The organism is Thalassospira sp. (assembly GCF_002709775.1).
Classification (GTDB): domain Bacteria; phylum Pseudomonadota; class Alphaproteobacteria; order Rhodospirillales; family Thalassospiraceae; genus Thalassospira.
On the sequence record NZ_PAQR01000009.1, the window covers coordinates 25,301 to 38,733 of the forward strand.

Consider the following 13,433-nt stretch of genomic DNA (forward strand, 5'->3'; position numbering starts at 1 on the left):
AGTGACCAAAGTAACCATTCTTGGCTGCGGCTCCTCAAACGGTGTGCCATCGGTTGGCCTTGGATGGGGCAAGTGTGACCCGGACAACCCGAAAAACCGGCGTTTGCGAAGCTCGATCCTGATCGAGGAGGCGGGCAAAAAGATCCTTGTCGATGTAACGCCAGATTTTCGTCAGCAGGCATTAACGCATAATATCAACCATGTTGATGCGATCCTGTTTACCCATTCGCATGCAGATCACGTGCATGGCATTGATGACGTGCGCTGGCTGAATGTCGCGATGGAACGTCCAATCGATATCTATGCCAATGCGCGAACGATCTCTGACATTGATCATCGCTTCAATTACGTCTTCACACCGCTGCCAGAAGGCGTTGAGTTCTATTTCAAGCCTGTTTTGATCCCGCATGTCATCACAGGACCGATCACGCCAGCAGGGGTGCCGATAACCGTTTTCTCCCAGGATCACGGTTATGGTGAGACGCTTGGCTTTAAAATAGGGAAGTTTGCCTATTCAACCGACGTGGTGGAATTCCCCGAAGAGTCCAAACAGCATCTCTATGATCTGGATGTCTGGGTGGTGGATTGCTTGCGCCATCGTCCACACAACACACATGCACATCTCGAAAAGCTTCTGGGCTGGGTCGAGGAATTCAAACCCAAGCAGGTCTACATGACCCACATGAGCATCCAGTTCGATTACGCACAGGCAATGGCCGACACCCCAGATCACGTCGAACCATCTTATGACGGCCTGGTTATTGAAGTGAATTAAGCGTCAAAACGCCAGAGGTGAGGTCAGCATATCTTCCCCCAAACGCCACACCATTAAGTTCTATCATAAGTTCTATAATATATATTATGACAAATAATGATTAACCCGGATACGTGGCATTCATCAAACTAATCAATATCTTACGATCTGTTGCTCTCACGTGCACCCGTCTCATAGCGGCTAAACACCAGCACTTCTGTTTTCTGCTCCCAGATCAAAACGGATACTGAAGATGCACCCGCTGTGGTCTTTAGGCTGGGTCAACCTCACCTTGGTGTCGTGACGTGCGGCGATCTCTTTGACAATGGATAAGCCCAAACCGCATCCCTCGTCATATCCTGCGTCGCTCATCCGGTAGAACCGCTTGAAGACGTCCTTGCGATGTTCGACGGGAATGCCCGGGCCATTATCTTCAACGGTCAATGTCACCTTGTTGGCCGCTTCATCCTGTTCAAGTCTCACTGTCACAGCGCTGCCCGTTGGGCAATATGTCAGCGCATTGTGGACAAGGTTCTTCAGAAGCTCCTCGATCAGGGTCGCATCGCCCATGATCAATGTCGGCTCCGTGATGCCTTCATAGCCAAGATCAATGCCGCGTTCGATTGCGACCGGAACCTTTGAACCGGTTACCGCACGGGTAATTTCATAAAGATCAATCTTGTTAAACGGCCGGCCAGCAAGGCCTTCCGGGGCTGCGCGTGCAGACGCCAGCAACTGATTGGCCAGATGCGATGTCTGGCGCGTCGAGGCCGCGATAGTTTCCATGATCTGACGGACTTTCTCCGGATCTTCTTCTCGTTGGCCAAGTTCTGCCTGGGTTCTCAGCGCTGCCAACGGCGTTCTGAGCTGATGTGCTGCGTCCGCTGTGAAGCGCTGCATGGTCTTGAGGCTGTTTTCCAGTCGCCCGAAAAGCTGGTTGATCGCACCAACCAAATGACGCACCTCGATCGGCACATCGTGTAAAATCGGCCGCAAATCGCTAGGTGAACGCCGGTTAAGTGCCTCTTCAAGCCGTGCCAACGGTTTCAGGCCCTGCCCGATCCCGAACCAGACGATCATCGCCGCAATCACAATCAGCAAAATCTGCCGGGCCGCAGCACTGGCCAGAATATCCTCACTCAATCGCGTGCGCGTTCCCATCGTTTCGGCAACAAGCACTTGAAAACGCGTGGCTTTTCGGACACTGGCCACATAACGCGACAGCGCCCCAATCCGTACAGTCTCGCCATTATAGACCGCATCATAGAAAACCGGTTCTTCCCGGAGCGGCAGGAACCGTTCGGGTACCGGCGGCAAGTCTTCATATCCGGTAATGAATTCGCCCTGTGCGGTACTGACCTGATAGAAAACACGATCCTCTGCCGCACTGGTCAGCATCTCAAGCGCGACATACGGCACATCGACTTCGATCTTGCCACCGATCAGGACAACACGATCAGCAATAGCTAATGCAGAACTTAAAAGTGCACGATCAAACGCCTGATTTGTCGAGTTAACTGCATTACTACGAACTTCAAGCAGCATCAGGGAGCTGACCACCAAAAGCGGGATCAGGAGCGAAATCACAAGCCTGCGCCGGAGCGACCGGTTACGCCATTTCATGTCTTTTTCAACAGATAACCCAAACCACGCACGGTCTGGATTTTAACATCTGCTGCCTCAACACGTTTGCGCAACCGGCTGATATAAAGCTCTACCGCGTTGGCACTGATATCGTCTTCAAACCCGGCAAGTTGATCAACGATCTGTTCCTTGCTCAGAACATGACCAATCCGCATCAGCAAGATCTCAAGGATGTTGAGCTCTCGCTTGGGGATATCGACATCAGCACCGTCTATCGTTACCCGGCGCGCCACGGTATCGAAACTCAGCGTACCGCATTTAAGCTGGGTGTTGTGCGTGCCGGCATTGCGCCGCATCAGCGCCCTCACCCGTGCTTCAAGCTCCACCAGTTCAAACGGTTTGGCAAGATAATCGTCCGCGCCAAGATCCAGCCCCTTGACCCTGTCTTCAATATCGCCGCGCGCTGTCAGGATAAGCACAGCACTTTCCGCCCCGCGATGGCGCAAACGTTTGAGGATCTCAAGCCCGTCAAGCTTTGGAAGGTTCAGATCAAGAACCACAAGGTCATATTCCTGGGTGCGCAAAACATCATCGGCTTCCTCGCCGTCGGCAATCAAATCCACAGCATAGCCGGACTGGCGCAAGGAGCGCGCAATTCCATCGGCCAATGCAGCATGATCTTCGACGACAAGGACTCTCATTGTTTGCGTGACTTTTCCCTGATAAACCTCGTTAGAGGTGTTTTACATTCCGGCATTTTCCCGGCAAAGGCATTTGAGAACAAGCGATATCATCGTTCTCGCACCATATGCCAATGACCATCCGCGACACAGAGTATTGCAGCATGATTTCGGGCCGTATCTGTATTGGTTTAAGTTTCATCGCGCTCGCGATGCAAGTTTCTTCTGCCATGGCCGAAGTTTTCACCTATCCGGCCCTTCGTACGACGCAAGCATCTGATCCCGAACAATCCCTGCTGACCAATACCCAACCCACGGCCATTGTTTATGGATCCGCCGATATTGGTGCGTTTGTGCCGGTGATCGAAGCATTTCAGCAGGAAAACCCGTTTATCGGTGTTGAGTATCATCAGCTGCAAACGCTTGAAATGTATGACATTACCCAAAGCCAGCGTGCCAATGGCGAAGCAAATGCAGACCTGATCATCAGCTCCTCGATGGATCTGCAGATGAAGCTTGCCAATGATGGCTATGCCACAGCCTATCAAAGCAGCGAGACAGACGCCCTGCCCCATTGGGCCCGCTGGCGCAACGAGGCCTTTGCCGTCACCCAGGAGCCGGCTGTCATTGCCTATAACCGCGAGTTTTTCCGCGAGAATGATCTGGAACCGCCCAGAACCCGCGAAGATTTCATCAGCCTGCTTGTTAACCATGACGAGCTGTTTAGCGAAAAAGTCACGACATATGACATCGAACGCAGCGGTGTCGGATTCCTGTTTCTGGCCCGTGATGAACGCTTCTTTCCCGGTATCTGGGATTTTGTCCGCACCCTTGGGCAAGCAAAGGTAAAGCTTTATTCCAACACATCCCCGATGCTTGAAAAGATCGCGTCTGGCCAGGTGGTGCTTGGCTACAATTTGCTGGGATCGTATGCGGAAACCTTCAATCAGCGAAATCAAAACCTTGGCGTCATCCTGCCGGATGATTTCATTGTCGTTTATTCACGCATCGCCATCATTCCGCGCGGCGCACGCAACCCCGACCTTGGCGGACGTTTTCTTGATTTCATGCTGTCAATCAAGGGGCAAAGCGTCCTGCAAAATGAAGGCAACTTCAACCCGGTCCGCTCCGACGTGCCGCCAAGCACGTTCTCTTCGCTGATCTTTGATCGCTATGGCGAACGCGTGCGTTCCTTCCCGGTTGGCCCGGGCTTGCTGGTTTACCTTGATCAGGCCAAGCGCCAGCGTTTCCTGCGCCGGTGGCAGGATGCACTGCTAAACCGCAGATAACACACCCTGCCCACCTGATTGGTAATCCGGTCAGGACTTTGCACTATCGGGCACCGGACGGCGATCCGGACCGGTATAGTTCCAGATCATCCGACGCGGGATCGGGCCCTTATTCCGCACGCCTTGCTGGGTTTGCTCCCAAGCATGAGCAAGAATGCCAACCGAACGTGACAGACAGAAAAGCCCGCGTGCCAATTCGGCGGCAAAGCCCAATTCGGCATAGATAACAGCAGTCGCACCGTCAATATTCATCGGGATGCGCTTGCACTTGCGTGCCAGAAGTTCTGCTTCTACCCCGCTCGCAATCTCGCCAAATCGTCCTGAAACATGACCTTCTTTTGCCGCTTCGCTGACAAGTGCGAGCAACCTCGGCGCACGCGGATCGATGGGATGGAAACGGTGACCAAAGCCCGGCACATGCTTGCCATGTTCGGCAATCTGATGATCAAGGCCATCTGAAACCGCCGCAGCCAAATCCTGACCGGCATCCATGCGTGCCGCGATGTCATGGTATAGGGCCACGGCCTGTTCGCCGGCCCCGCCATGCACATCGCCAAGCACATTGACCGCACTGGCCATTGCATTATTCAGGCCCACACCACAGGTCGCTGCCATACGGGCAATTGCAATACTGGGCGCTTGTGGTCCGTGGTCAACGGCGGAAACAAGGGCGGCTTCAAGCAATTTGGCCTGTGGTGCGGACGGTAAGTCACCGCGTGTCATCAGCCAGATCATGGTCGGGAAACTGATATTGCCGATCAGTTCTTCGATCGCGTACCCGCCGTAATGAATTTTGCCCGGCTCCATATCGATGATGCCGGTCTGCCACCAGTCGCGTACTTCGTTTTCAACGTCTTCAACGGTTTTCGAACTCACAGCACGCCCTCCTTGGCAAGGTTATCGATCTCGTCATTGGAAAAGCCCAGCGACGACAGAATGTCATTATTGTCCTGGCCAAGTTCGGGCGGCGGTGAATTTACCAACGGCGCTTTACCATCCATCTTGATCCCGGTCCGAAGAATTCGGATATCGCGATCGGCACCCGGAACGTTGTCAAAAGACGCCATCATGCCGCGATCGGCAATTTGCGGCAGGGCAAGCGCCTGCGGCACGGTCAGAACCGCACCGGCCGGAACCCCGACCGCATTCAGCTTTTCTACCCAGTAATCCGTTGGCTGGGTCACCAGCACTTCTTCCAGCAACTCTGTCAGGTTTGATCTGTGTTCAAGCCGTTCCTTGCGCGTTACGAACCGTGCATCTTCCAGAAGCGGCTCAAGCCCAAGAACACCACACAGGGCCTCGAACTGTTCCTGTTTGTTTGCTGCGATATTGATCTGACCATCGGCTGTCGCGAATGCGCCGGATGGTGAAGACGTGAAATTGTCGTTGCCATTGGCCGTCGGTTCCTTGCCGGCAATCAGATAGTTCGACACTACCCACCCCATCGTGGCAATTACGGATTCCAGCATCGAAATATCAATGAAGCTGCCCTTGGCATCCTTGTTGCCCATCGCACGCCCGGCAAGGGCCGAACTGATGGCAAAGGCCGCGGTCATGCCGCCGATGGTATCGGCCATCGGATAACCGACGCGATAGGTTCCGGTATCTTCCTCGCCGGTGATGGTCATGATGCCCGAAAGACCCTGAACGATCTGGTCATAGGCCGGCAGTTTCTTCATCGGACCGCTTTGCCCAAATCCGGAAATCGCACAATAAACAAGCTCCCGATTAACCTTTGACAGTACGTCATAGCCAAGCTCAAGTCGGTCCATCACACCGGGCCGGAAGTTCTCGACCAGCACATCGGCCTTGGCCACGAGCTTCTTGAGGATTTCCTTGCCGCGCGGATCCTTGAGGTTCAGCGTGATCGAACGTTTCCCGGCATTCTGCGCCATAAATGAAACGCCCATCAGCTTTTCATTCAGTTCCATATCTGCACCCAGCTGGCGGGCAAGATCACCGCGCCCCGGCGCTTCGACCTTGATGACATCCGCTCCCATATGGGCCAGTTGGTGACAACAAAATGGTCCGGCCAGCACATTGGTCAGATCAAGAACCGTGGTTCCGGAAAGAGAGTTTGGTCCGCTCATGGAGATTTCCTAAATTCTGTCTAGTAGAATTATGTTCTATTATATAGAATTTTAGGCTTGAGCAAAATGGTGTTGGAGGCTTTGCAAAGGCGACACACCGAACTGAAACGGATTTACCCATGTCAGAACAAAACGTTACGGCAGTCGAACGGGCACTTGGAATTCTTGATGCCTTTACCGATCAGGACCCTGACCTGTCGCTTAAGGACCTGTCAGAGCGTACCGGAATGTATAAAAGCACGATCTCCAGACTGGCTGGGACACTCGAGTCCTGCGGTTTCCTGATGCTCTCCGGGCGTGGTCGGTATCGTCTGGGCCCGGCTCTCTGGCGTTTGGGATCTATTTACCAGCGATCATACCGCATGGATGATATTGTCCGCCCGCACCTGTCCATGCTGGTTTCCGAAAGCGGTGAAACCGCGTCCTTTTATGTTCCCGAAGGCCCCAATCGCTTGTGCCTGTTTCGCGAAAACTCACCAAGCAGCCTGCGTCACCATCTAGAAGAAGGTGCGATCCTTCCCTGTGAGTTCGGGGCTGCCGGCCATGTCATCCGCGCCTGGGGCGATGGTGTCGATGACAGATCGCTGCAGGTCCTTGAAGACAAATTCGCACTTAGTGAAGGTGAACGTGACCCGGATATCTCCGCAATTGCCGTTCCTGTTCTTGATCGACAGAACCATCTTCTGGGCGCGCTTGCCCTTTCCGGTCCGATCAGTCGGTTTACCCCTGAAAAGCGACTGAAATGCCTGCAATCTCTACAATCACGTGCAGAAGATTGCGGCAAACGCATGTCATCGTGATCACAAGTAATCGCTTATTTTTTCCCTGAACGCATAAATCATGTGAACTTTTTTCACCCATTTTTTGCCAATGACAGGTTGGTGACAGGTTTGCCTGTTACCGTCCCGCCACTGCCGATCCGTGAGTCATAAATTGGCCCCGGAACAAACAAGAATAAAATTCGGCAAGGGAGGACGGTGAAAATTCCGGGGTCAGTTGGTCAATTCGCCTCTGAAAGCGGTTTTCGGATACGCCCTTGCTGAAAGCTTTGTTCCATTGATCGGCCTGCCACCAATCGGGTGGCTGGGAAATTGCTTTAGTGTCTGGAGGAGACCCTGATGAACAAACTGTCGATGTTCTCGCGTCGCGGATTTATCGCAGCAGCCACGGCTGTTGCTGTTTCGACTGCTGCCTTTGGTGCAATGGATGCCAAAGCTGCAGAAATGGACGAAATTCACTTCGTCATTCCGGGCGGCGCAGGCGGCGGCTGGGATGGCACGGCACGTGGTACCGGTGAAGCCCTGACCAAATCCGGTCTGGTTGGCACCGCGTCCTACGAAAACATGTCTGGCGGCGGCGGCGGTAAAGCCATTGCCTACATGATCGAAGCTGCTGATCGCCTTGACAACACCCTGATGGTCAACTCCACCCCGATCATCGTGCGTTCGCTGACCGGTGTCTTCCCGCAGTCCTTCCGCGACCTGACCCCGATTGCAGCCGTTGTTGCTGAATATGCTGCATTCGCAGTACCGGCTGACAGCCCGTATGCATCCTTCACCGACGTTGTCGAAGCGGTCAAAGCTGATCCGTCTTCGGTTAAATTCGGTGGCGGTTCGGTTCGTGGCGGTATGGACCATATCGTTGCAGCCTACGCTGTTCAGCAGGGCGGCGGCGATGCCAAACAGGTAAAATACATTCCGTATGACGCAGGCGGCAAAGCAATCGCTGGCCTTCTGTCGGGTGAAACCGAAGTTCTGTCGACCGGTCTGGGCGAACTGCTTGAACTTGCAAAAGCAGGTCAGGTTCGCATTCTGGCTGTAACCTCGAAAGAACGCGTTGAAGCTGCTCCGGACGTTCCGTCGCTTGGCGAACTCGGCATTGATGCTGAATTCATCAACTGGCGCGGTTACTTCGGTTCGCCGTCCCTGTCGGCTGAAAAAGCCGATGCCTATGCGGCGATCCTCAAGGACGTTCAGGCGACCCCGGAATGGGAAACCGTTCGTACCCGTAATGGCTGGGAAAAAATCTACAAGCCGCGTGCTGAGTTCTCTGCCTTCATGGAAGAACAGGAAAAGGTCGTTGGCGACCTGATGCGAGACCTTGGCTTCCTGAAATAAGCCACTAAAACACAAGTAAAAAGACCTCCGAAGGAAACCACGCCATGTCCATCAATCGCGACAAATTCGGCGCATTGCTATTTCTTTGCCTTGCGCTGATTTATGGCTTCTATGTCGGTGACATTCCGCTGCTGTTTGGCGACGAGGATGCCCCGTTCAATGCCAGAACCCTCCCTAACGCCCTTGCATGGTTGCTTGGTGTGGTTTCCTTCGTTCAACTGATACTGCCGACCAACAGAGAGGCTGGCAGTCTCGAACACGCGTTCCGTGGCCTTAAATGGAAACGCGTGGTCATCCTTGCTGCGCTGATGGTCTTCTATGGCCTCACGATCCGCCAGCTTGGTTTCCCGATTTCGACATCGCTCTTCCTGATGGGCGGTTTCTATACGCTTGGCGAACGCCGCCCGCTGGTTCTGATCCTGACGTCTGTTGGTGTCACGCTTGCTTTCTGGGGATTGCTGTATGCCATGGGCATCTATCTGACCCCGGGCGACTTCTTCTATTATCTCGGTTGGATGTCAAACGATGCTTGAGGGAATTTTCTCCGGTCTTTCGACCGCTGTTATGCCGATCAACCTTCTGATGGTTGCGGTCGGCTGTTTCGCAGGCACCTTTATCGGGATGCTTCCCGGTCTTGGCCCAATCACCGCCATTGCCCTGATGATCCCGATCACCTACGGGTTTGATCCGTCCACCGGCCTTATTTTGATGGCGGGCGTGTATTACGGGGCGATCTTTGGCGGCTCGACCTCTTCTATTTTGATCAATGCGCCGGGTGTTGCCGGTACGGTTGCGACCGCCTTTGACGGTTACCCGATGGCGCAGAAAGGTCAGGCTGGCAAGGCACTTGCCATTGCCGCCTACTCGTCTTTCTCTGGCGGTACGATTGCTGCGATCTTCCTGCTGGTTGCCGCTCCGGCACTGGCCTCAGTATCGCTTTCGTTCCAGTCCGGTGACTATTTCGCCCTGATGGTGCTCGGCCTGACGGCTGTTTCTGCCTTCGCTGGCAAGGGTCAGGTTCTGAAAGCCATCACCATGACCCTGTTCGGGATCATGTTGTCGACCATCGGCACGGATCCTGCCGCCGGCGTTGCGCGCTTTACATTTGGCAGCATGGACCTTGTTGACGGCATCAGCTTCCTTTTGCTGGCCATGTCGACCTTCGCGCTGTCCGAAGCCCTTCTTTCGATCCTGCGTCCGACCAAAGACACCCGTTCCGAAGAAGAAAAGGCGCTGAAAAGCCTGGGCTCCATGAAGCTGTCGAAAGAAGAAGTGAAAACCATGGTGCCGGTCATTGGCCGTTCCTCGGTTCTGGGCTTCTTTACCGGCGTTTTGCCGGGTGCTGGTGCCACCATTGCATCCTTCCTAGCCTATGGCATGGAACGCAACATTGCGTCTGCCAAGGAAAAACTCGGCTTTGGCAAGGGTTCTATCCGTGGTCTTGCTGCACCGGAAACCGCAAACAACGCAGCATGTTCCGGCTCCTTCGTACCGCTTCTGACCCTCGGTATTCCGGGTTCGGGTACGACGGCCGTCATGATGGGCGCGCTGATTTCCTATGGTGTTCAGCCGGGCCCGCGTCTGTTTGTTGAACAGCCTGACGTGTTCTGGTCGGTGATCATTTCGATGTATATCGGTAACATCGTGCTGCTGGTTCTGAACCTGCCGCTGATCCCGTATATCTCGCGTCTTCTTGCCCTGCCCCAGCAGCTTCTGGTGCCGTTCGTTCTGTTCTTCTCGCTGGTTGGTGTTTACCTGGTGACCTTTAACACCATGGACATCCACATGATGGTGATTGCCGCAGGCATCGCGATCGGCCTGCGACTTCTGAACTATCCGATGGCGCCGATGCTGCTTGGCTTCATTCTCGGCAAGATGATGGAAGAAAACCTGCGTCGTGCACTGGCGATCAGTGACGGTTCGATTTCCTTCCTGTGGGAACGTCCGATCACCCTGGTCATTCTGATCATCAGCATCCTGTTCCTGGCCGCCCCGCTTATTGGCAACCTGCGCAGCTGGTTGGCCAATCGCAAGGCGACTGTTCCGAACGATGGTGAAATCTAAAATCTGTCTCTAAGCGACGCGAAGGAAACTGGAATGCGCTTTCTTGACAATCTCTCGATCGGGCCCAAAACCCTTTTGGTCCCGGTCTTCCTGATGATCGTCATTATCGCAATGGGGATTGCCACTGTCGCAACGCTCGAAAGCGAGAAAGACACGCTTACCAGCCTTCGCGTCGAAGCCTATGAACGGCGATCCGATGCACTGACGCTCAGCAATGCACTGAACGAAGCGCACGGGTCGCTGTTTCGTATTCTGACCTGGGACTCAAACGGCATTAATGCCGCCGTGGTCCCCGATCTGCGTGAACAGGTCGCCATGCTTGAAGGCGAACTGGCCCCGCTTGCCGAACGCCTTGCCGCGGCTGGCGGTGATGCCTTCACCCAGAACTACGCCAAATACATGGAACAGGTCAGCCAATTCCTTGTTGAAAGCGAAATGAACATTTATGGCGCGCTTGAAGTCATTGCCCAGGCCGATGAAACCTTCCAGGCCCTTCAGGTTCCGTTGAACGATATTCTTGCCCAGTCCCACGAAATCGCTACGACCTCATTTGCAGATGCCTACACGCAGGCCGAAGCACTGCAGCGTGTCTTTGTCATCGTTGCCTTGATCGTGGTCGTTGTTGCAGTGATCGTTTCGGTCTTTGTCTCGCGCCGTATTTCGCGCCCGATGACCGATCTGGCCGAACTGATCGAACAGATTTCCAATGGTGATCTCGATGTAGATATTCGCGGCAGTCAGCGTGCCGATGAAATCGGCAAGGTTGCCCGCTCTGTCACGGTACTGCGCGATCAGTCCAAAGAAGCCGAAATGCTGCGCAAGGAACGCGAACGTGTCCGCAACCTTGAAGGCCAGCGTCAGCAAAACCTGATTGATGCCACCAACCATTTCCAGCGCGTTGTGCAGGAAGCCCTTTCCGGCTTTGACCAGGAATTCGGCTCGCTTAACGGTTCTGCCAGTGACATGGAACAGATCGCGACCCTTGCCAGTGCGCGTTCCGCCGATGCCAACCAGCATTCCGAACAGGTGCTGCGTCACATCGAAGCGGTTTCGCAAACAACCGCAAGCCTGTCTGATGCCATCGCCGAAATCGGCCAGCAGGCGCAAAATTCGGCCGAGGTTGCCGGTCGTGCCCGTTCCGAAAGCGAACAATCGCGCGCCCTGTTCGAACAGCTGACCGGCGCCACCCAGCGGATTGGCGACATCGTCAGCCTGATCGAAGACATCGCAAACCAGACCAACCTTCTAGCCCTTAACGCCACAATCGAGGCCGCCCGTGCCGGTGACGCCGGCAAGGGCTTTGCCGTGGTTGCCGGTGAAGTCAAAAACCTTGCCTCCCAGACCGCGCGTGCAACCGAAGACATCGCAAGTCAGGTCGAAGAAATCCGGGGCCTTACTGATAATGTTGTCAATGCCTTGCACGGTGTTGCCGATGTGATTGGCGAGGTTGATCAATCCGCTGCGGCCATTGCGGCTGCGGTCGAAGAACAACAGGCATCGACAGCTGGCATTTCCGATAGCATTCAGGATGCCAATGGCGGCATGCGCACCGTGGCAGAGGCCGTTGGCGCCCTTGATGGTGAAACTGCACGCGTTCACAACGGGTCAGCAAACGTGACCCGTGCGACCAGCACCCTTAATGACGAAGCCACCAAACTGCGCAACGCAATTGATGGCTTCCTTGATCAGATCGAAAAGAACAAGGCCCAAGCATAATGAGCAGAACACCGGACGATCCTTCAAACACCCGTTGGATCAATCGCATTTCCGGTGTTTTGACACCCCAGTTTTTCAAAAAACTGTCCGTTGCTTTGGGGATTGGCCTGATCGGCGGCCTGATTGCCCATTTCATCAATATGCCGCTTGCCTGGATGATGGGCCCGATGCTGGCAACTTTTGTCGCCAGCTTGATGCGGGTGCCAATGGGTGTACCGATGCAGTTTCGTTCCGGCATTCTGGGGATCATTGGTATTTTTCTAGGCGCGTCCTTTACCCCCGATACGCTGGATCAGGCCGCACGTTGGCCAATCAGCATGATCGCCGTACTGCTTTATGTGCCGATCATTACCTTTGTCATCACCTGGTTCTATTCGCGCATCGCGCGCCTTGATCCGGCGACCGCCCTGTTTTCCGCCACACCGGGCGGCCTGACACCGATGGTTGTTCTCGGCGCTGCTGCAGGCGGCAATGAACAGGAAATCGCCCTGACCCAGGGTCTGCGTGTTTTGCTGCTTGTGATGTCGGCCCCATTGATTGTCCTTATGATCACGGGTGTGGTGGCAAACGGGCACGGGGATGGCGAAGCCATTCAAATGACTTTCGGTGACGGCATTCTGACCGCAGCCTGCGCCATCGTCACCGTTCTGGTGTTTCGCAAGCTCCGCGTGCCCGCGTCCTATATGACCGGCGCCATGGCGGCCAGTATGGTTCTGCATGTCACGGGTGTCGTCGAGGGAAACCTGCCGGGCTGGTTGCTGGCGGGAAGTCTTCTGATCCTGGGATCAGCCATCGGCAGCCGCTTTTCTGGCGTCAAGATGGCAGTTCTTGTCCGGCTTGCCGGTTATTCCGTGCTGGCAACAATTGTTGTTCTGGCTTTTACCGGCGGTGTCGCATGGTTTGTGTCGCAATGGCTTGAGCTTGATTTTATTGCCGTGTTGCTGGCCTTCGCACCGGGCGGTGTGGCCGAAATGTCGCTGATTGCATTGGCCCTGAATGTCGAGCCAAGCTTTGTCGCCTTCCACCATATCGTGCGCATTTTCGAGATCGTTCTGCTTGCGCCGATCCTCGCCAAGTGGTTTCAACGCCACATGCAAAAGAAGGCCGCCCGGCAGGAATTAAACTGATCCCGCCGTGGC

Annotated in this window: 12 protein-coding genes; 8 read left to right on the forward strand and 4 right to left on the reverse strand. The window is 54.6% G+C overall.

Features of this window, described 5'->3' with window-relative positions; translation table 11 throughout:
* Position 1: 1 nt before the first annotated feature.
* Positions 2–775, forward strand: coding sequence for an MBL fold metallo-hydrolase (locus tag CMO10_RS04865; protein ID WP_297019182.1), 774 nt, complete (start codon positions 2–4; stop codon positions 773–775).
* A 180-nt stretch (positions 776–955) separates the two neighbouring features.
* Here the strand turns inward: CMO10_RS04865 and CMO10_RS04870 are convergent, their stop codons facing one another.
* Positions 956–2,377, reverse strand: a complete 1,422-nt coding sequence (locus CMO10_RS04870; protein WP_297019183.1) for a sensor histidine kinase — start codon at positions 2,375–2,377, stop codon at positions 956–958.
* Entirely contained in the window at positions 2,374–3,039 is a 666-nt protein-coding gene (locus CMO10_RS04875) for a response regulator transcription factor (RefSeq protein ID WP_297019185.1), read from the reverse strand. The genes CMO10_RS04870 and CMO10_RS04875 overlap by 4 nt, the downstream gene beginning before the upstream one ends.
* Before the next feature lie 113 nt (positions 3,040–3,152).
* On the opposite strand from CMO10_RS04875, the gene CMO10_RS04880 reads away from it, so the two are divergent.
* On the forward strand, positions 3,153–4,307 hold the full coding sequence (locus tag CMO10_RS04880) for an ABC transporter substrate-binding protein (RefSeq protein ID WP_297019187.1): 1,155 nt from the start codon (positions 3,153–3,155) through the stop codon (positions 4,305–4,307).
* A gap of 30 nt (positions 4,308–4,337) precedes the next feature.
* On the opposite strand, the gene CMO10_RS04885 is transcribed toward CMO10_RS04880, so the two are convergent.
* Complete coding sequence (locus tag CMO10_RS04885; protein WP_297019189.1) at positions 4,338–5,183, reverse strand: citryl-CoA lyase; 846 nt, start codon at positions 5,181–5,183, stop codon at positions 4,338–4,340.
* The gene (locus CMO10_RS04890) at positions 5,180–6,397 is read right to left on the reverse strand and encodes a CaiB/BaiF CoA transferase family protein (protein WP_297019191.1); all 1,218 of its coding nucleotides are present in this window, start codon (positions 6,395–6,397) and stop codon (positions 5,180–5,182) included. The genes CMO10_RS04885 and CMO10_RS04890 overlap by 4 nt, the downstream gene beginning before the upstream one ends.
* A 119-nt stretch (positions 6,398–6,516) precedes the next feature.
* Between CMO10_RS04890 and CMO10_RS04895 the strand changes: the two genes are divergently transcribed.
* From CMO10_RS04895 to CMO10_RS04920, 6 genes are all read left to right on the forward strand, one after another.
* Positions 6,517–7,197 (forward strand): IclR family transcriptional regulator, encoded by a 681-nt coding sequence (locus tag CMO10_RS04895; protein WP_297019193.1) that lies wholly within the window; start codon positions 6,517–6,519, stop codon positions 7,195–7,197.
* Between the two features lie 318 nt (positions 7,198–7,515).
* Positions 7,516–8,514, forward strand: coding sequence for a tripartite tricarboxylate transporter substrate binding protein (locus CMO10_RS04900; protein WP_297019196.1), 999 nt, complete (start codon positions 7,516–7,518; stop codon positions 8,512–8,514).
* Between the two features lie 44 nt (positions 8,515–8,558).
* On the forward strand, positions 8,559–9,047 hold the full coding sequence (locus CMO10_RS04905) for a tripartite tricarboxylate transporter TctB family protein (protein ID WP_297019197.1): 489 nt from the start codon (positions 8,559–8,561) through the stop codon (positions 9,045–9,047).
* Positions 9,040–10,578, forward strand: coding sequence for a tripartite tricarboxylate transporter permease (locus CMO10_RS04910; RefSeq protein WP_297019199.1), 1,539 nt, complete (start codon positions 9,040–9,042; stop codon positions 10,576–10,578). Before CMO10_RS04905 ends, CMO10_RS04910 begins: the two co-directional genes overlap by 8 nt.
* A gap of 33 nt (positions 10,579–10,611) precedes the next feature.
* Positions 10,612–12,294, forward strand: coding sequence for a methyl-accepting chemotaxis protein (locus tag CMO10_RS04915; RefSeq protein ID WP_297019200.1), 1,683 nt, complete (start codon positions 10,612–10,614; stop codon positions 12,292–12,294).
* Positions 12,294–13,421 carry an AbrB family transcriptional regulator gene (locus CMO10_RS04920; protein ID WP_297019203.1) on the forward strand — a complete coding sequence of 376 codons (1,128 nt, stop codon included), beginning with the start codon at positions 12,294–12,296 and terminating at the stop codon, positions 13,419–13,421. The genes CMO10_RS04915 and CMO10_RS04920 overlap by 1 nt, the downstream gene beginning before the upstream one ends.
* Positions 13,422–13,433 lie beyond the last annotated feature (12 nt).